General features: G+C 52.3%; 15 protein-coding genes, 2 tRNA genes and 1 other RNA gene. 8 read left to right on the forward strand and 10 right to left on the reverse strand.

What is annotated here, in order from left to right; genetic code table 11:
- On the forward strand, positions 1-423 hold the full coding sequence (gene fucU, locus SF2818) for an L-fucose mutarotase (RefSeq protein ID NP_708598.1): 423 nt from the start codon (positions 1-3) through the stop codon (positions 421-423).
- Positions 424-480: 57 nt separating this feature from the next.
- Complete coding sequence (fucR, locus tag SF2819) at positions 481-1,212, forward strand: DNA-binding transcriptional activator FucR (RefSeq protein NP_708599.2); 732 nt, start codon at positions 481-483, stop codon at positions 1,210-1,212.
- 43 nt (positions 1,213-1,255) lie between these two features.
- On the opposite strand, the gene ygdE is transcribed toward fucR, so the two are convergent.
- From ygdE to gcvA, 3 genes are read right to left on the reverse strand one after another with little or no spacing between them, the layout of a single operon-like run.
- Positions 1,256-2,356: a 23S rRNA (cytidine(2498)-2'-O)-methyltransferase RlmM gene (gene ygdE, locus SF2820; RefSeq protein NP_708600.1), complete on the reverse strand. Its 1,101-nt coding sequence runs from the start codon at positions 2,354-2,356 to the stop codon at positions 1,256-1,258.
- Positions 2,349-2,744, reverse strand: a complete 396-nt coding sequence (ygdD, locus tag SF2821) for a hypothetical protein (RefSeq protein NP_708601.1) — start codon at positions 2,742-2,744, stop codon at positions 2,349-2,351. Before ygdD ends, ygdE begins: the two co-directional genes overlap by 8 nt.
- Before the next feature lie 18 nt (positions 2,745-2,762).
- Complete coding sequence (gcvA, locus tag SF2822) at positions 2,763-3,680, reverse strand: DNA-binding transcriptional activator GcvA (RefSeq protein NP_708602.1); 918 nt, start codon at positions 3,678-3,680, stop codon at positions 2,763-2,765.
- Positions 3,681-3,808: 128 nt separating this feature from the next.
- Here gcvA and gcvB point away from each other — a divergent pair.
- A non-coding RNA gene (gene gcvB, locus SF4559) (gcvB RNA; regulator) lies at positions 3,809-3,921 on the forward strand.
- A 109-nt stretch (positions 3,922-4,030) separates the two neighbouring features.
- Here the strand turns inward: gcvB and SF2823 are convergent.
- The gene (locus SF2823) at positions 4,031-4,261 is read right to left on the reverse strand and encodes a hypothetical protein (RefSeq protein NP_708603.1); all 231 of its coding nucleotides are present in this window, start codon (positions 4,259-4,261) and stop codon (positions 4,031-4,033) included.
- Between the two features lie 188 nt (positions 4,262-4,449).
- Between SF2823 and SF2824 the strand changes: the two genes are divergently transcribed.
- Together SF2824 and ygdK are read left to right on the forward strand one after the other, a co-directional pair.
- Positions 4,450-5,655: a cysteine sulfinate desulfinase gene (locus SF2824; RefSeq protein NP_708604.2), complete on the forward strand. Its 1,206-nt coding sequence runs from the start codon at positions 4,450-4,452 to the stop codon at positions 5,653-5,655.
- Positions 5,655-6,098, forward strand: a complete 444-nt coding sequence (gene ygdK, locus SF2825) for a CsdA-binding activator (RefSeq protein ID NP_708605.1) — start codon at positions 5,655-5,657, stop codon at positions 6,096-6,098. The genes SF2824 and ygdK overlap by 1 nt, the downstream gene beginning before the upstream one ends.
- A gap of 50 nt (positions 6,099-6,148) precedes the next feature.
- On the opposite strand, the gene ygdL is transcribed toward ygdK, so the two are convergent.
- A complete protein-coding gene (gene ygdL, locus SF2826) occupies positions 6,149-6,955 on the reverse strand; it encodes a sulfur acceptor protein CsdL (RefSeq protein ID NP_708606.1) in 807 nt (268 codons plus the stop codon).
- Positions 6,956-7,192: 237 nt separating this feature from the next.
- Positions 7,193-8,290 (reverse strand): murein transglycosylase A, encoded by a 1,098-nt coding sequence (gene mltA, locus SF2827; RefSeq protein NP_708607.2) that lies wholly within the window; start codon positions 8,288-8,290, stop codon positions 7,193-7,195.
- 208 nt (positions 8,291-8,498) lie between these two features.
- Between mltA and SF4504 the strand changes: the two genes are divergently transcribed.
- Both SF4504 and SF4505 read left to right on the forward strand, forming a co-directional pair.
- A tRNA-Met gene (locus SF4504) sits at positions 8,499-8,575 on the forward strand.
- A gap of 33 nt (positions 8,576-8,608) precedes the next feature.
- Positions 8,609-8,685: transfer RNA gene (locus SF4505), tRNA-Met, on the forward strand.
- A gap of 74 nt (positions 8,686-8,759) precedes the next feature.
- On the opposite strand, the gene SF2828 is transcribed toward SF4505, so the two are convergent.
- On the reverse strand, positions 8,760-10,103 hold the full coding sequence (locus tag SF2828) for an amidase (RefSeq protein ID NP_708608.1): 1,344 nt from the start codon (positions 10,101-10,103) through the stop codon (positions 8,760-8,762).
- Positions 10,104-10,244: 141 nt separating this feature from the next.
- Between SF2828 and argA the strand changes: the two genes are divergently transcribed.
- On the forward strand, positions 10,245-11,576 hold the full coding sequence (argA, locus tag SF2829) for an N-acetylglutamate synthase (protein ID NP_708609.2): 1,332 nt from the start codon (positions 10,245-10,247) through the stop codon (positions 11,574-11,576).
- Between the two features lie 61 nt (positions 11,577-11,637).
- Here the strand turns inward: argA and recD are convergent, their stop codons facing one another.
- The 3 genes from recD to ptr are packed head-to-tail and all read right to left on the reverse strand — an operon-like array spanning position 11,638 to position 19,887.
- Positions 11,638-13,464 carry an exonuclease V subunit alpha gene (recD, locus tag SF2830; protein ID NP_708610.1) on the reverse strand — a complete coding sequence of 609 codons (1,827 nt, stop codon included), beginning with the start codon at positions 13,462-13,464 and terminating at the stop codon, positions 11,638-11,640.
- On the reverse strand, positions 13,464-17,006 hold the full coding sequence (gene recB / locus SF2831; protein NP_708611.2) for an exonuclease V subunit beta: 3,543 nt from the start codon (positions 17,004-17,006) through the stop codon (positions 13,464-13,466). Before recB ends, recD begins: the two co-directional genes overlap by 1 nt.
- Positions 16,999-19,887: a protease3 gene (gene ptr, locus SF2832; protein NP_708612.1), complete on the reverse strand. Its 2,889-nt coding sequence runs from the start codon at positions 19,885-19,887 to the stop codon at positions 16,999-17,001. The genes recB and ptr overlap by 8 nt, the downstream gene beginning before the upstream one ends.
- Positions 19,888-19,984: the final 97 nt, after the last annotated feature.

The following is a 19,984-nucleotide window of genomic DNA, read 5'->3' on the forward strand; positions in this document are numbered from 1 at the left end:
ATGCTGAAAACAATTTCGCCGTTAATTTCTCCCGAACTATTGAAAGTGCTGGCAGAGATGGGACATGGAGATGAAATTATTTTTTCCGATGCTCACTTTCCCGCCCATTCGATGGAACCGCAGGTGATCCGCGCTGATGGCCTGTTGGTGAGCGACTTGCTCCAGGCGATTATCCCGTTATTTGAGCTGGACAGTTATGCCCCGCCGCTGGTGATGATGGCGGCGGTAGAGGGTGACACTCTCGATCCTGAAGTAGAACGACGTTACCGTAATGCGCTTTCACTACAAGCCCCGTGTCCTGACATCATCCGCATCAATCGTTTTGCGTTTTATGAACGGGCGCAAAAAGCCTTTGCGATCGTTATCACAGGCGAACGAGCGAAGTACGGGAATATTCTTTTAAAAAAAGGGGTAACACCGTAATCTCATACCGGTACGCCCGCATGACGCGGGCGGTTATCGAATGATGGGGTGAAAAATATGAAAGCGGCACGCCAGCAAGCGATAGTCGACCTGCTGCTGAACCATACCAGCCTGACCACGGAAGCTCTCTCTGAACAGCTAAAGGTCAGTAAAGAAACCATTCGTCGCGATCTCAATGAATTACAGACGCAGGGTAAAATTCTGCGCAATCATGGACGCGCTAAATATATCCACCGTCAAAATCAAGACAGTGGCGATCCCTTTCACATCAGGCTGAAAAGCCATTATGCGCATAAAGCAGATATCGCGCGCGAGGCGCTCGCGTGGATTGAAGAAGGGATGGTGATAGCCTTAGACGCCAGTTCAACTTGCTGGTATCTGGCACGCCAGTTGCCTGACATCAACATTCAGGTCTTCACCAATAGCCATCCGATTTGCCATGAACTCGGTAAACGCGAACGCATTCAACTGATCAGTTCCGGCGGCACACTTGAGCGCAAATATGGCTGTTACGTCAATCCCTCGCTGATTTCCCAACTTAAATCGCTGGAAATCGATCTGTTTATTTTTTCTTGTGAAGGGATCGATAGCAGCGGCGCACTGTGGGACTCCAATGCGATCAACGCTGATTACAAATCGATGCTATTAAAACGTGCCGCGCAATCGTTGTTATTGATTGATAAAAGTAAATTTAATCGTTCAGGGGAAGCCCGCATCGGGCATCTGGATGAGGTAACGCACATTATTTCTGATGAGCGCCAGGTTGCAACTTCTTTGGTAACAGCCTGACGGAAAGGGTAGCAGGCCGGAGACGACGCCCCGGCCTTGCCTGTTATCGCTCGTCGCGACGACCACCCACCGCAGCCCAGATGCGGCGGACGTGCACCGTCACTTCTTCGCGATCGTGATACAACTGCCGCGCCTGAATCTGAGCATTTATGCCATGTTCATCAAGCTGTGCCTGAATATACGCCAGATTGTGTGATACTTCTTCGTAGCGTTTTTTCATCGGCAGTTTGAGATTGAAAATGGTTTCACGGCACCAGCCATTAACCAGCCACTGCGCCATCAATGCCGCAACTTTAGCCGGTTTTTCAACCATATCGCATACCATCCAGGAGATATTGCTGCGTGTCGGACGGAATTTGAAACCGTCTTCCCGCAGCCACGTCACCTGCCCGGTATCCATCAGACTTTGCGCCATCGGGCCGTTGTCGACGGAATAAACCCACATGTTGCGCTTCACCAGTTGGTAGGTCCAGCCGCCAGGGCAAGCGCCTAAATCCACCGCCCACATCCCGTTCGCCAGGCGTTCATCCCACTCATCCGCAGGAATAAACACATGAAATGCCTCTTCCAGTTTGAGCGTGGAACGACTCGGCGCCTCTGCCGGAAATTTCAGGCGCGGAATGCCCATATAGAACGGCGAATTATTGTTGCTGTATGAGTAACCGGTATAGCAGCATCCTGGTGCAATAAAGAATACATGCACAACCGGACGCTTCGGCGTTTCATAGTTCGCCAGCACCCCAGCATCGCGCAAGGCAGCGCGTAGCGGAACAGTGAACTTACGGCAGAATTTCAGCAACTCTTTGCTTTCGTTGGTATCGGCAACTTCAACACGCAGTTCACCGCCCTTCTCTACTACACCCTGTAACATGCCGACAATGGGGGTAATACGATCTTCTGGCGGCAAATGCTGCAGGAGTTCCCCCACCACAAACCACTGGCGGGCAAAAATTAATGAACTGAACGGCAGCTCACGGATTAACTTATCGCCATCATCAGGTTGATAACATTCATAAATGACATAACCCGCATTCTCTTTCACGCGGGCAAAACCGAAAATTTCCCGCTGGCCGGCTTTATCGGTAATTTCTGCGGCGCACTCTTTTTCAAAGCCCGGACGGCACAGCAATACAACCTTATTCATGACTTACGCCCTTGCGCTTTAAACGGATAGCACCAACTAACATTAACGCCCAGCCCGCAAGGAAGCTCACGCCGCCAACCGGTGTGACAAACGCCCACAAACGCAGATGGGACAGCGCCAGGCAATAAAGGCTGCCGCTGAACAGCACCGTGCCTAACGCGAGGAAAACGCTACTCCAGTAAAACCAGATACTGATGCGACGCTGCATTGCCACCGCCAGACCTAAGATCGCCAGCGTATGAAACGCCTGGTATTCGAGACCGGTTTGGATCCAGCCCATCTCAACGGCCCCCATGGTTTTACTTAACACATGCGCACCAAAAGCGCCCAGTGCCACAAAAATGAAGCCGCTAATGGCGGCGAAAATCAGCATAAAACGGCTGGTCATGGTCGTACCCTACGTAAATTATTGTTCATAACGAAAGCGGAATTTTTCTTGTTCAGCAGCGGCTTTCGCCAGGATCCATTGGCGAAAGGCGGCTATTTTACCCAGTTCTGCCTGGCTGTCATGACAAACCAGATAAAAAGCATTTTTACTGACCAGAACATCATTAAACGGGCAAACAAGACGTCCGGCCTCGATTTCAGATTGCGCCATCACGTTATTTGCCAGCGCCACTCCCTGCCCGTGAATAGCCGCTTGCAGCACCATGGCGCTATGACTAAAAATTGGCCCTTGCTGAACGTTGATATGATTAAACCCCAACTGTCGGGTATATGTCTGCCAGTCACGGCGTGACGCATCATGTAATAACGTATGTTTAGCCAGATCTTCCGGGGTCTTCAAGGGTTTTTCGCCTGTCAGCAGTAGCGGCGAACACACCGGCAATAAATATTCGGCGTACAGTTTTTCCACCCGTAGCCCCGGCCAGTTGCCCCGACCATAAAATATCGCCACATCAACATCATCCGCCAGCTTATCTTCCTGACGATCAACCGCCTGGATTCGAACGTCAATTCCCGGATAAGCTGAATTAAAGCTGGAAAGTCGCGGAACCAACCAATGAATGGCGAAACTGGGGAGTAAACTGACCGTCAACGCCCCCTTGGCGCTACGGGCCTGGAGTTTACGCGTCGCTTCGGTTAATTGCGAAAATATCTCTTTGATATCGAGGAAATAGCTTTGCCCTTCCTCGGTCAGCAGGAGTGAACGATTACGGCGGCGGAACAGTTTTAGCCCCAAAAAATCCTCAAGAGACTTGATTTGATGACTTACTGCGGCCTGGGTCACAAAAAGCTCTTCTGCTGCGCGAGTAAAACTTAAATGGCGTGCTGCGGCATCAAAAACTCGTAAGGCATTTAGCGGTGGTAATCGTTTAGACATGGCTTTTAAACTTTGATGTTAAATGAATTTAACAATTAGATCACACTGTGTAACCTATTAGTTTTTTTAATCTGAGCCATTATAAATTGTCCGTTGAGCTTCTACCAGCAAATACCTATAGTGGCGGCACTTCCTGAGCCGGAACGAAAAGTTTTATCGGAATGCGTATTCTGGTGAACTTTTGGCTTACGGTTGTGATGTTGTGTTGTTGTGTTTGCAATTGGTCTGCGATTCAGACCATGGTAGCAAAGCTACCTTTTTTCACTTCCTGTACATTTACCCTGTCTGTCCATAGTGATTAATGTAGCACCGCCTAATTGCGGTGCTTTTTTTTACCTTGCGATCGCGAATTACTGTTCCAGTTCGACCATCTCTTTCACGTCAGTACGGTTGATCTGCTGTTTGTTGCCATTAGCGTCTTTATACGAAATCATACCGATATCGTTATCAGTCTGTGGTTTGCCGTCAGAGACGATGGTACGTCCGTCATTGGTGTGCATCACATAGTTCGAACCGGAACAGGCGCTCAGGGCAAAAGTCAGCATACAGGCAGAAATAATTGCGGCAGTCTTTTTCATCATCTTCTCCTTAAAACGATTAATAAATCTTAATAGTATTGATTAACAGGCTAAAATTAACGCCTAACACTATTCAGCATATGTTACTTACGCGGCTTCGCCAGGATATCCAGATAATTCTGATGGTTAGCACTCTCCTTGTATCAAAGTGAATTTTGCGTCACGATCGGTGCATCAAGCCGAGGAGTACCATGAACGTTTTTAATCCCGCGCAGTTTCGCGCCCAGTTTCCCGCACTACAGGATGCGGGCGTCTATCTCGACAGCGCCGCGACCGCGCTTAAACCTGAAGCCGTGGTTGAAGCCACTCGACAGTTTTACAGCCTGAGCGCCGGAAACGTCCATCGCAGCCAGTTTGCCGAAGCCCAACGCCTGACCGCGCGTTATGAAGCTGCACGAGAGAAAGTGGCGCAATTACTGAATGCACCGGATGATAAAACTATCGTCTGGACGCGCGGCACCACTGAATCCATCAACATGGTGGCACAATGCTATGCGCGTCCGCGTGTGCAACCGGGCGATGAGATTATTGTCAGCGTGGCAGAACACCACGCTAACCTGGTCCACTGGCTGATGGTCGCCCAACAAACTAGAGCCAAAGTGGTGAAATTGCCGCTTAATGCGCAGCGACTGCCGGATGTCGATTTGTTGCCAGAGCTGATTACTCCCCGTAGTCGGATTCTGGCGTTGGGTCAGATGTCGAACGTGACTGGCGGTTGCCCGGATCTGGCGCGAGCGATTACCTTTGCTCATTCAGCCGGGATGGTGGTGATGGTTGATGGTGCTCAGGGGACGGTGCATTTCCCCGCGGATGTTCAGCAACTGGATATCGATTTCTATGCTTTCTCTGGTCACAAACTGTATGGCCCGACGGGTATCGGCGTGCTGTATGGCAAATCAGAACTGCTGGAAGCGATGTCGCCCTGGCTGGGTGGCGGCAAAATGATTCACGAAGTGAGTTTTGACGGTTTCACCACTCAATCTGCGCCGTGGAAACTGGAAGCAGGAACGCCAAATGTCGCTGGCGTCATAGGATTAAGCGCGGCGCTGGAATGGCTGGCAGATTACGATATCAACCAGGCCGAAAGCTGGAGCCGTAGCTTAGCAACGCTTGCAGAAGAAGCGCTGGCGAAACGTCCAGGCTTTCGTTCATTCCGCTGCCAGGATTCCAGCCTGCTGGCCTTTGATTTTGCTGGCGTTCATCACAGCGATATGGTGACGCTACTGGCGGAGTACGGTATTGCCTTGCGGGCCGGGCAACATTGCGCTCAGCCGCTACTGGCAGAATTAGGCGTAACCGGCACACTGCGCGCCTCATTTGCGCCATATAATACAAAGAGTGATGTGGATGCGCTGGTGAATGCCGTTGACCGCGCGCTGGAATTATTGGTGGATTAATGACAAACCCGCAATTCGCCGGACATCCGTTCGGCACAACCGTAACCGCAGAAACGTTACGCAATACCTTCGCACCGTTGTCGCAATGGGAAGATAAATATCGCCAGTTGATCATGCTGGGGAAACAGCTTCCGGCTTTGCCAGACGAGTTAAAAGCGCAGGCTAAAGAGATTGCCGGATGCGAAAACCGCGTCTGGCTGGGATATACCGTGGCTGAAAACGGCAAAATGCACTTCTTTGGCAACAGCGAAGGGCGCATTGTGCGCGGCCTGTTGGCGGTGTTGTTGACTGCCGTTGAGGGGAAAACCGCCGCCGAATTACAGGCACAGTCGCCGCTGGCATTGTTTGATGAGCTGGGATTACGTGCGCAGCTTAGCGCCTCACGCAGCCAGGGGTTAAATGCGTTAAGCGAGGCGATTATCGCTGCGACGAAGCAGGTTTAAGCACAGAACCGGGTCGGATAAGACGTTCGCGTCTCATCCGACCTGATTGTTTAACCCTGACGCGCCGCTTTCGCCATCATCTTCTTCAGCGCATGAGAAACCGCAACAAACCCAAAGGTGGCGGTCACCATCGTTGCCGCGCCAAATCCAGATGCACAATCCATCCGCTTCGGCCCTTCTGCCGTGGCTTTCATCGCACACACCGTACCGTCTGACTGCGGGTACACCAGCGCTTCAGTAGAAAACACGCAATCCACGCCGAGCTTACCTTTACTGTTTTTCACTACGCCAAAATCGCTTTTCAGGCGCTCGCGCAACTTCGCCGCCAGCGGATCCTGAATCGTTTTCGCCAGATCGGTAACCTGAATCTGCGTCGGGTCAATCTGCCCACCCGCGCCACCGGTCGTGACCAGCGGGATTTTATTGCGCCGACAATAAGCAATCAGCGCCGCTTTGGGCCGTACACTATCAATGGCATCAATCACGTACGAATAACCGGCACTCATATATTGCGCTACGTTATCCGGCGTCACGAAATCATCCACCACCGTTACACGGCACTCCGGGTTAATCTGGCGAATGCGCTCCGCCATGACTTCCGCTTTTGCCAGCCCGACGTTATCGCGCAGAGCGTGAATTTGCCGATTGGTATTGGTGACGCACACATCATCCATATCGATAAGCGTGATTGCGCCAATCCCCGTGCGCGCCAGCGCTTCCGCCGCCCAGGAACCGACACCACCGATACCAACCACACAAATATGCGCGTCAGCAAACAGTTGCAACGCTTTTTCACCATACAGACGCGCTGTGCCACCAAAACGCTGACGCCATGCATCACTAATTACCACAGACATAGCACCTCAGAATTAAAAAGGGCGAGGTTATCCCTCACCCTAAACGCATAAATGCCTGATGCGCTACGCTTATCAGGCCTACATAACTCCTGCAATATTTTGGATTTGCATGATTTGTAGGCCGGATAAGGCGTTCACGCCGCATCCGGTATGAACAACGCGCACTTAGTCAATAATCAGGATGTGAGGTTACCCCTCCCCTGTCATATCCGTAAAAACGGCATACAGAATATCACATCAGCCGCTAAAGACGTTACCTGCGCCCGGAGCCGTTTTCAGCACCCAAACCCGTCCATAGTGGTTGTACCAACCTGCGCGGTGTCCGGCTTCCGGCCCGATCCCTTGATAGATATCGAAGTGTTGGCCTTTGATTGCGCCCCCGACATCCAACGCCACCATCAGACGCAATTCGTACTGACCGTTAAATTTGCCGTTATTATCCAGCAGCGGCACTTCTGCCAGCAAGGTAGTACCTGGCGGAATAATTGAACGATCGGAGGCAACAGAAGCACGGCCAACCAGCGGCACCGCACTTGCCCCTTTCACCGGTGCAAAAGATTGCGGTTTAAAGAAGACGAAAGACGGGTTCTGTTCCAGCAGCTCGCGAACCTCGGCTTCACTGTGTGTTTCGCCCCAATGACGAATCGCCTGCATCGACATATCTTCTTTTTTCACTTCGCCACGGTCGATCAGCACCTTACCAATGCTGCGATAGGCATGACCGTTTTTCCCTGCATAGCTGAAAAAGTTAAGCGGACTGCCATCACCAAAGTCGATATACCCACTACCCTGCACATCCATAATGAAGTTATCCATCAGAGAGTTGCTGTAAGCGAGGATGTATTTATCGCCCAATGCCCCGGCGTAGATCTCCGCACGAGACGGCAGACGACCACGTTTTGGCGGCATACGGTAAATAGGATACTGGAACTCGCCCTGGCGGGTATGGCGCGCCTGAATTACCGGCGTGTAATAGCCTGTAAACTGCACGTTACCATAGTTGTCGGCACCTTCCATCTGCCAGGCATCAATGCCGAACTGGCGCATATTGCGGGTATCACCGCCTGCGCGCAGCCACTCTTGCACCGCGTTATAAACATTACTCTGGTTGCCATACAGACGCGGTGACGAATTACGGATATGGTTAATTTGCTCGGCAAAATCACCGGCGTTAATCGGCGCGCCAACGGCATCTGGCTGGTTCACCAGAGAGAAAGGCTGGGTAAATTTCCCGTCTTTATATTGCTGTCCGCGATCGGTTGGTTTGGAAGAGCAGGCGGCAAGCATTGCCACAACCGTGCCCATAAGAAGGTACTTTACCCAACGTCCTTTCATTGTTCTCTTCTTCAGGTTAAAAAATAAGGCGCAACGAAGATAACAAACCGCCGCGTTTAATGAAATGAGCAGCCTCTCCCTGACGCAAATTTTGCACAAAAAATAGGCTTTAGTGGTTTGTTTTTGTTCAAAATCATGCTAAATCCGTGATCGGGGTAAAAAAAAGGTTGCATGAAAACGCGAGCGGAGTATAGTGCGCATCCACGGACGCGGGGTGGAGCAGCCTGGTAGCTCGTCGGGCTCATAACCCGAAGGTCGTCGGTTCAAATCCGGCCCCCGCAACCAATCAAATTTGATGAAGTAAAAGCAGTACGGTGACGCGGGGTGGAGCAGCCTGGTAGCTCGTCGGGCTCATAACCCGAAGGTCGTCGGTTCAAATCCGGCCCCCGCAACCAATTATTGAACACCCTAACGGGTGTTTTTTTGTTTCTGATCTCCCATAAAAAAAGCGCCATTCAGCGCCTTTTTATCATCCCCTTCTCGCCAGCGTTGCCCCATCGGCAAAATACGCTTTAATCCCCGCAAGAATAGACTCCGCAACTTCCTGCTGGAAAGTCGCCGTTTTCAGTTTACGCTCTTCCTCAACGTTACTGATAAACGCCGTTTCGACCAGAATGGAGGGAATATCTGGTGCCTTTAGTACGGCAAACCCGGCCTGTTCAACTTGATTTTTATGCAGCTTGTTGATTTTTCCGAGCTTATTCAGTACCGCTTTACCAAACTTAAGGCTGTCAGCAATAGTCAGCGACTGCACCATATCGAACATGGTGTGGTCGACATAGCGGTCACCGCTTTTGCTCACGCCACCAATCAAGTCCGAGGCGTTCTGGGTTTGTGCCAGATATTTTGCCGCAGTACTGGTTGCGCCTTTGGTTGAGAGCGCAAACACCGAGGAACCGCTCGGCTGACGACTGGTAAAGGCGTCGGCATGGATAGAGACAAACAGGTCAGCACGCTGTTTCTGGGCTTTTGCTACGCGCACTTGCAACGGAATGAAGATGTCTTCATTGCGCGTCATGTACACCTTCATATTGCCCTCTTCCTCGATCAGAGAGCGCAAACGGCGAGCTATTTGCAATACCACATCTTTTTCGCGCGTTTTGTATTTCCCCACCGCACCGGAGTCTTCGCCACCGTGGCCAGGGTCAAGCATAATGACAATCGGACGATCGCGCCCTGCTTTACCCGGTTGTGGACCACTTTGCGCTGGCGGCACCTGCTTTTCGAGGTCGCCTTTGTTGTAATCCTCCAGCAGCGCCAGCAGCGGGTCCTGCATATCCTGTGCATTGGCCGGATAGAGGTCCATCACCAGACGCTCTTTAAACCCGGCGACCGGCGCAAGGGCAAACAGCTGCGGTTTTACGTTTTGCTTTAATTCAAAAACCATGCGTACGGTTTGCGGGTCAAATTGCCCGACGCGCGCCGACTTGATGAACGGGTCGTCTGCACGAATTTGTGCCGCCATCCCCTTGAGTACCGAGTTCAGGTTTACATCTTCGATATCCACCACCACGCGTTCAGGGTTACTCAACGCGAACTGCTTATATTTCAGCTGACGATTTGATTCTACCGTCACGCGGGTGTAGCTGGACGCAGGCCAGACGCGCACCGCCACGACCTGGCTAACCGCAGCCAGGCTGACCTGACTTACGCTCAATAGCCACATAGCGCCCGCGCCTTGCAGTAAACGACGACGGCTGATTGCAGTGTTGGATCCTGACATGCCTCTCCCGAGCAAAAGAAATCTAAGCTGTGTAACAAGTAAACGACTAATTTGACCGGAAACTTTAGCGAAAGACGCATAATCTGTCATCTAATAAACGGTAAACATTCTTTTTATATTCACGGCATTACTGATAAAAAAGTCGCTCTCGCATAAAATTTACACTTGCACCCTGCGAAAAAACAGAATAAAAATACAATAATTTCAAATAATCATGCAAAGGGGTGTGCCGTGGTAAAGGAACGTAAAACCGAGCTGGTCGAGGGATTCCGCCATTCGGTTCCCTATATCAATACCCACCGGGGAAAAACGTTTGTCATCATGCTCGGCGGTGAAGCCATTGAGCATGAGAATTTCTCCAGTATCGTTAATGATATCGGGTTGTTGCACAGCCTCGGCATCCGTCTGGTGGTGGTCTATGGCGCACGTCCGCAGATCGACGCAAATCTGGCTGCGCATCACCACGAACCGCTGTATCACAAGAATATACGTGTGACCGACGCCAAAACACTGGAACTGGTGAAGCAGGCTGCGGGAACATTGCAACTGGATATTACTGCTCGCCTGTCAATGAGTCTCAATAACACGCCGCTGCAGGGCGCGCATATCAACGTCGTTAGTGGCAATTTTATTATTGCCCAGCCGCTGGGCGTCGATGACGGCGTGGATTACTGCCATAGCGGGCGTATCCGGCGGATTGATGAAGACGCGCTCCATCGTCAACTGGAAAGCGGTGCAATAGTGCTAATGGGGCCGGTCGCTGTTTCAGTCACTGGCGAGAGCTTTAATCTGACCTCGGAAGAGATTGCCACTCAACTAGCCATCAAACTGAAAGCTGAAAAGATGATTGGTTTTTGCTCTTCCCAGGGCGTTACTAATGACGACGGTGATATTGTCTCCGAACTTTTCCCTAACGAAGCGCAAGCACGGGTAGAAGCCCAGGAAGAGAAAGGCGATTACAACTCCGGTACGGTGCGCTTTTTGCGTGGCGCAGTGAAAGCCTGCCGCAGCGGCGTGCGCCGCTGTCATTTAATCAGTTATCAGGAAGATGGCGCGCTGTTGCAAGAGTTGTTCTCACGCGACGGTATCGGTACGCAGATTGTGATGGAAAGCGCCGAGCAGATTCGTCGCGCAACAATCAACGATATTGGCGGTATTCTGGAGTTGATTCGCCCGCTGGAGCAGCAAGGTATTCTGGTGCGCCGTTCTCGCGAGCAGCTGGAGATGGAAATCGACAAATTCACCATTATTCAGCGCGATAACACGACTATTGCCTGCGCCGCGCTCTATCCGTTCCCGGAAGAGAAGATTGGGGAAATGGCCTGTGTGGCAGTTCACCCGGATTACCGCAGTTCATCACGGGGCGAGGTTCTGCTGGAACGCATTGCCGCTCAGGCGAAGCAGAGCGGCTTAAGCAAATTGTTTGTGCTGACCACGCGCAGTATTCACTGGTTCCAGGAACGTGGATTTACCCCGGTGGATATTGATTTACTGCCCGAGAGCAAAAAGCAGTTGTACAACTACCAGCGTAAATCCAAAGTGTTGATGGCGGATTTAGGGTAAGCGATGAAAATCACCGGATGCGGCAGGCGTAACACTCGTGCGTCGCATCCGGCAATTACGTTTATTCCCGCGAACTAAACAACGCCGCCAGACCACTGCGCCGCTCAGTACGAGTGGCGATTGCCGCACTTAATATACGCTCATCGGCATACAGCGACAGACGACGACGCGCGCGGGTCACCGCGGTGTATACCAGCTCTCGCGTTACTACCGGCGTGCGTTGGCTCGGTAAAATCAACGCCGCATGGTCGAACTCCGATCCCTGCGATTTATGTACCGTCATCGCCCACGTAGTTTCGTGCTCTGGCAAGCGACTCGGTTGCACAGACTTAATATTGCCGTCCGGCATCGCAAACCAGACGCGCGTCCCCTGCCCGCGATCCAGCGCAATACCGATATCGCCATTAAACAACCCAAGCGCGCTGTCATTACGGGCAATCATCACCGGTCGGCCTTCGTACCAACGAGAGTGCGGATGACGATGAATTTTGCGCTTCTGTTGCATAAACTGTTCAATTCGCTCATTCAGTCCAGCCACGCCAAACGGCCCTTCCCGCAGGGCGCACAAAAGCTGGTACTCATTGAACGCCTGAATGATTAAATCCGGCTCGGCACGCGCTTGCAGCAGATCCAGATAACGTCCGTAACCCGCAAGAGCTTCCTCAAGCATCGCAATATAATCTTCGCCGCTCTGTAAAAGTCGTTTTTCGATATCAGTAAAATCCTGCTGAAAAACGGTTTTCACTGCCGTTTTATCACCACGGTTGATCGCCGCAGCTAACTGACCAATGCCAGAATCGCTGCCGAAACGATAGCTTTTTTGCAGCAGGCAGAGACTGTCGCGCAAAGATGCCGCTTCTGTGCCGGTTCCTGCCGGAACGTGAGTCCCCGTCAGGCGGCTTAGCTGCCTGGCACGCTCGGCGGTAAAGCCCGCGTTGGCATAAGCGCAGATATCGCCCAGCACAGCCCCAGCCTCAACCGAGGCCAGTTGATCACGATCGCCGAGAAAGATCACTCGCGCATGATCTGGCAAGGCGTCGATCAGTCTCGACATCATAGGCAGATCGATCATTGACGCTTCATCTACCACCAGCACATCAAGATGCAGCGGGTTACCGGCATGATGACGTAAACGCTGGCTACCCGGCTGCGCGCCCAGCAATCGGTGCAAAGTGCTGGCATCTTCCGGAATGCGTTTCTTTTGTTCATCGGTCAGCGGTAACTGTCGCAAAGCCTTGCCGAGAGATTCGGTTAAGCGCGCGGCAGCTTTACCCGTTGGTGCAGCCAGACGGATACGGCAGCGTTCGCCGTCGGCCATTTGAATTAACGCTGCCAGCAACTTCGCCACGGTGGTCGTTTTACCGGTGCCTGGGCCGCCGGAAATCACCGAGATCCGCCGCGTCAGCGCCACTGCCGCTGCAACTTTTTGCCAGTTAATTTCATCGCTTACTGGAAAAAGTTTGTCCAGGGTTTGCGCCAGTAGAGCTTCATCAACCTCAATGGTATGATTCACCTCATTGAAGAAGCGCGCTACCGTCCGCTCGTTACACCACATGCGATTCAAATAAAGACGATCGCCACAGAGGATCATCGGCGTGGGTTCATCTCCCCTGCTGACCGCTTGAGAAGCCAGCAAGCATTCTTCCCAATTTTGTAGCTCACCGATTTCACTGACACAGGTCGCCAACAGCGGATTCGACGCCTCGTTATTTTCCAGTCGTGAAAGCGGCAAACAGACGTGTCCCTCTCCGGCATCATGACTTAACAGTGCCGCCGCGAGGGTGACGGCAGGATGTTCATCTCCCGCCACGGTCAGGGCAAATTGCACATCCAGCGGGCGTAGCTGTTTGTGCTCCACAGCTTCCAGTAATTGCTTTTGCAATTTCATTACGCCTCCTCCAGGGTCATACCGGCAAACATCTCATCCATCAGGGCAATCAACCCGGCGTTGGGTCGGGTTGTGTAAATCCCTTGTTGCGGATGTTCTTTATCAACGCCACGCAGGAACAGATAGATAACGCCGCCAAAGTGAAGATCATAGTCGTAATCAGCAATGCGATGGCGCAGATAACGATGCAGCGCCAGGGTATAAAGCTGATATTGCAGATCATAGCGGTGTGCCTGCATCGCTGCTGCCATAGCCTGTTGGGTGTAAGCCGAACTGTCTTCACCCAGCCAGTTGGATTTATAGTCGAGCAGGTAATAACGCCCTTCGTGGCGGAATACCAGGTCGATAAAGCCTTTTAACATGCCGCGTACCTGCATGAACTCCAGCGGCGGGCAGCCAGCGGATAGCGGGTCAAACTGGCGAATTAGTGCATCAAGCTGGCTGGCGATGAGCGGTTCGCTAATCGGCAGGTAAAACTCCATCTCCACCTGTTTATCGCGGTCGGAAAGCTGACTCAGGCTAACACCCGTTTCATTGAGAGGTGCCTGGAGGACAGCCGTGATCCACTCGGTCAACACCGGTTCCCACTGCGATTCAAAGCCGCCGAGTTCCAGTTTTTCCTGTACCCAGTTCGGGTCAACCGGCTGGGTAAAATCGAGGTCTTCAAACAAACTGTGCAAGAATGTCCCCGGTGACGCACCGCGCGGGAACTGATGCGGTGTTAACGTCGGTTCTTCAACGACGCTGACCACGCCTGCGGCATCAACATCCAGCCGTGGCATCAGATCCTGAGCGATACCGTGACCACGCTGCTGCAAGCCGGAGTAGCTGGTGACACGCCAGTTATCGCCGGGCAATCGTTGTAGTGTCCTCGCATTCAGTTCTGCAGTTAAAGCATCATTAACCTGCCAGGGCTGGTTATCACCAGTTTGTGCCGTTTGCCAGGCAATATCATCATCGCATAACGCTTCAATACAGGTGCGAAGCCCTGCCGCATCTTGCGGTTCCCCTTTTTGCAGCAAACGCCCGAGCGCACTTTGGTGGACGTCGGTGTCACCTTTTTTATCGCCACGACGGCGCACCAGCGGTGCAACGCCGAGACTGCAATGCCAAACCGAACGCGTCAGCGCCACGTAAAGCAAACGCAGATCTTCCGCCAGACGTTCGACCTCCGCGAGGTCGACGCTTTCTGGCGCAGCATTAAGATCCAAAACTGCCTCAAACGAGTGGCGATCGTGATAAAACGCCTGATCCTGGACGCGGAAATTGGTAATAAATGGCAACCAGACCAGCGGATATTCCAGCCCTTTCGATTTATGGATCGTGACAATCTGCACCAGATGTTTATCACTTTCGAGGCGCATTTGTTGGCTGGAGGCATTACTGTCTGGCTCGAGGATATGTTGCGATAACCAGCGTACCAGCGCATGTTCACTTTCCAGCTGCGTTCCGGCTTCTTGAAGCAGTTCGCTGATATGCAAGATATCGGTAAGACGCCGCTCACCGCCTGCCGTTGCCAGCAAGTTTTCTGCAATGTTACGCGCCGACATCAGCGCCCGCAGCATCGGCATAACGCCACGTTTGCGCCAGATTTGCCGATAACCATCGAACTCTTCGACTACCGCATCCCACGCATGTTCGTCATTATTCAGCGTTTCAATATCCAGCGCATTCAGCCCCATCATTGACGTTGCCAGCGCACTGCGCAGGGTGTTCTCACGTTCGGGCGTCATCACCGCCTGCAACAACCAAAGCATTTCCTGCGCTTCCAGAGTTTCAAAAACACTGTCGCGGTTCGAAAGGTAAACGGAAGGGATTTCCAGCAACGTTAAGGCATCGCGCACCTGGGCGGCCTCCTGGCGGCTGCGCACCAGCACGCTGATGTCCGAAGCACGCACCGGACGCGCGTCGTCGCCGTTCATCAGCAACGCTTCGCCCCGCTGTCCGGCTTGTAGCCAGTCGCGGATTTGCGCAGCACATACCTGCGCCATGGTACTTTGATAGTCGCCAACGCCGCAGCTTTCGCCTTCCATCAGCCACATTTTCATCGCAGGCTGCGTTTCACCTTTAAATACAAAACGTAACGCCTGATTTTTCCCGGCTGATTTCACTGGAATAAACGGTATTTCGCGAAACATGAACGTGTCATCAGTCTGGCTGAAAAGCTTGTTCACACTGTTCACCATTCCAGGTGCGGAGCGCCAGTTGGTGTCTAAAGTGTAGTGGGCATGAACTTCACTACGCGCCTTCATATAAGTGAAGATATCCGCACCCCGGAATGCATATATGGCCTGCTTCGGGTCGCCAATCAGCAACAATGCGGTTTCCGGCTGATGGTGCCAGATACGGCGAAAAATTCGGTACTGCTGGGGGTCGGTATCCTGAAATTCATCGATCATTGCCACCGGGAATCGCGTACGGATCGCCGCTGCCAACACCTCGCCGCTTTCGCTACGCAGCGCGGAATCGAGCCGACTTAACATGTCATCAAAACCCAATTCGCCACGGCGGCGTTTTTCACGCGCTACTGTTTCGCGGATCTCAGCCAATGCGCGGGTGATCAACAGATCGCGGATCGACAATGGTTCTGCAAGCAGTTGATCGATCGCCTCAAACAGTGGATGTCGCGGGGTTTCCCCCCCGGCCTTCGTGCGATCTTCTAAGAAACGCTGGGAGAATTTTTCCAGCGACTCCGGCAACTGATAACTGTTTGTCTCTTCTTCTGCCCAGGCGCTGATCTTTTCGATCCATTTAGCCTGATTGCTACGGTTAAACTTGCGTCGATCAATACCAGAAGATTCGATCAGCGCATCCAGTTCACCCACTGCGTCGCGCCACTGCTGTTTTACCGTATCAATACGCGCCACAATTTGCGCGTGGCGGGAAGCCAGCGTTTCATCATCGGGCGGCGGTGCTTTGATAACCGGCGGTTCGCCTTGCAGATAACGATTAATATCGCGCAGCAACGCCTGCGGCCCTTTCCAGGTTTCAAAGACGACCTGGGCTATTTCACGCGGCAGCGGGTAGCAGTGGCGACGCCAGAAATCGGCGCAGGCCTGGTAGCGTAGCAGAGACTCATCTTCAATCAGCTGCTGCTCAAACAGCATGCCGGATTCAAAGGCATTCAGGTTGAGCATGCGCTGGCAAAAGCCGTGAATAGTAAAGACTGCCGCTTCATCCATCTGCCGTTCGGCTAACAACAACCACTGCGCGGCTTGCGCTTTATCGTCGATCTCTTCCAGCAGGCGTTCGTACAGTGGATTGTCGGTGGTTTCACGCAGACAGGCGATGCGCAACTCGTGGATATTGCTACGGATACGACCGCGCAATTCTGCCGTGGCAGCCTCGGTAAAGGTGACCACCAGCAGTTCTTCAACGATCAGCGGGCGGGGAAAGGCGGCGGAACCGCCTAGTCCAAGTAACAGGCGCAAATAGAGCGCCGCAATCGTAAAGGTTTTGCCTGTGCCGGCAGAGGCTTCAATCAGGCGCTCGCCCTGTAAGGGCAAGCGCAAAGGATCTAGTGTCTCGGCGACATCACTCATTCTTTTCACTCATCAGGGGCATTGTTTGCTGCAACGCGCTGACGTTCTCCCACACTTTCCAGCCTTCAGGATGCACATATTCGGCTTTCCCGTTCTGGCTGCCGGAAATCTGCGACAGAATAGCCATGCCTTGCGGCTCGACCACCGCCTGATGGAAGAAATCAGCAAGTTTTTGCGGCGTCAGCAGTTTTATCTGGGCCACGATTTTATCACGCGAATCGAAGCGCATATTGCCGCGATCGAAATCTTTACTTAACTTCGATGCTTCTTCGCCGAGCGTTTGCGGTGCCTGCAGCATCTGGGTAATTACCGCCTGCTGGATTTGCGCAAACTCATCTGGCTTCATCGCTCGCAATTTTGCCTCTGCGGTTGGGAAAAACGCCTTGTAACGCTCCCACAAGAATGAAGGCTGTTTATCATTGCTTTGCAAAAGGAAGCCCATGCCCCACTGACGCCCCACGCTCATTGGAAACGCAAACACGGCATAGCCCAATTGTTCTTCGGTACGCAACTGATTGTAGAACCACGGCTGTACGATCTGCCCCAACAGAGAGCTATAGGCTGAGCTGGTGTATTCATCGTAGCCAGTCGGTACAAATACCGCTGCCAGTGCGGAGTCGGTGCTGTTACCGGCTTTTTCAAAGATGACGGATTGTTTTTTATCGACCACTACATCTTTGTTTCGACACCACTCTGAACCATCAGCGCCCAACTGTTTTTGCACATCGCGTGCCAGCGTTGTTGCCTGGGCCTCGGTCATGTTGCCGATAACCATAAACTCTGGTCGAGCCCCTGATTTTAAGGCGTCGCGATAGGCCAGCACCTCTTTCAACGTAATGGAGGGCAAAATTTTACGCCGTTCATCTCGCGAGAAGTACGGCACTTGCGAGAGCATCTGCGCGGGCATAATCGCCTGCTCAAACGCTTTACCCTTTTCTGCGGAATCCATCATCTGGTTATACCAGGACTTCGCCTGCTCAAGCTGCTCTTCCGTAGCGGTATAGCTAAAGTACCCCTCGAGCAATGCCTGGAACAGCTGCGGCAGACGCTGGGTGTAACCATTAGCATTAATCATAAGGCCGTTGTTAGCGTTGGTGGAAAAACTTATGCCACCAACCGACGCCTGGTTGCTTAACTGATCAAGCGCCAGCCCTGCGAGATAATCATTGAGCGCAAACATCACCTGATTGCGGGCGCTGTCCATGGCTTTCGGATTACGCAAAATCAGGCTGACATCAGCTTTGGGCTCGCTGGCAAAATAACGGCTTGGCGCATACACCACGCGCAGATTCGACTCATCAACAATCAGCTCTGGATGGTCGTATTTCTTCTCTGACTTAATCAGCGAGAAATCATCAGGAATATAAGGGTTAAGCTCTGGCAAAGAGAGCGCAATGTCGGCGGCTTTTTTCTGCCAGTCGGCGAAAGTTTGTGCGCTGATTTTATCGACCTGATACGGCGCATCGACAAAGTAAGCCGTTTTGTTGTGCGGCTCTTTCGGGCTGATATACCAGATACGCGCATTCTGCGGCGTCATCATCGCCAGACGTTCCTTTACTGCTTTAGCATCGTACCGATCGGCAATATTGACTGCATCCAGCGTATGCTCAACAGGAACGCGAATCATGGTATCTGCCAGCCATTCGACGTAATCCATATCACGGGTGATCGACGGATAACGGAAGTCGATATCCAGCACATTCGCCAGTTCATCGAAGTATTGTTTATCAATGCCTTTTTCACGTAACAGATTGAGATAGCTAAAAATTGCCGCCACAACCTGATCGCGATTAGCCAGGCCTTTATCAGTTAAAGACGCAGAGATCGCTAATACGCCGCTGTTGCCGTTGACGATAGGATCGGAGTTGGCGCTAATGCCCTCAACTAATCCCTGCTTTTGCAGCCAGTCAGAAAGTGTACCTGGGCTGCGATTGCCAATCAGATAGGTAATCAATTCATCGGTTTTACTACGGAACTTCGCTGAGTTGTTATCGATGCGAAACTCAACGCGCAACACTTTACGCGGCAGCGCAGGGACGTAATGAATGATAATGCCCTTTTGCGCGTCGGTGACTACCGGCACGGTGATTTCCGGTTTTTTGCTCTCTTTGTTCGGCACGCGACCAAAGGTGTCCGCCGCCATTTTTGCCAACTCCGGCAGCGGTTTATTACTGTAAATAACCGCCTTCATCAAATTGGCGGAATAGTACTTCTCGTGGAAATCTTTCAGCGCCTGCTGCACCGGATTACCAGGTTTGTCGCTTAAAGTTTCGAGGTTACCACCAGAAAACTTTGAACCGGGGTGTGCCGGGTTAATGGTTTCTGCGCTGACCTGTGCCATGCGCATCCCGTCACGCGTACGCGCCATGGTTAATTCAGCGTTCACTGCATTACGCTCACGTTCGGCGTATTTCTTGTCGAGCAAGGGTTCTGCAATAGCATCGGCCAGGCGGTCTACCGCACCGGGCAAGGCGTCGTTCTCAACTTCCAGATAGAAAGCCGTGCGATACGGCGCAGTGCTGGCATTGTGACTACCGCCGTGCATTTTGAGATATTCGGCCAGACTGTCAGCCTGCGGGTACTTTTTCGACCCCATCAGACTCATATGTTCAAGGTAATGTGCCAGCCCCTGGTACGCCTCGGGATCTTCCAGCGACCCAACGGGCACTACCAGCGCCGAGAGCGATTTAACTGCCTGCGGATCAGAAACCAGCAAGACCACCATACCGTTATCCAGACGTATAGCCTGATACTGGCGGTTATCTTTATCACTTTTACGGATGGTTTCCTGAATCGGCTGCCATCCCGTTTCTGCCTGACTTAATGGTGCCCAGAGGGCAACAAACAACAATAATGCTTTGAACCAGGTGCTGCGGGGCATTCACGGACCTCATAATCAACTTTATTTTCTGGACAGATTCAACAGGTTAACGCAAATCATCTGCCAGAATTTAATCTTGTGCTGCACGAGTCAGCCT

The organism is Shigella flexneri 2a str. 301 (genome assembly GCF_000006925.2).
Classification (GTDB): domain Bacteria; phylum Pseudomonadota; class Gammaproteobacteria; order Enterobacterales; family Enterobacteriaceae; genus ECMA0423.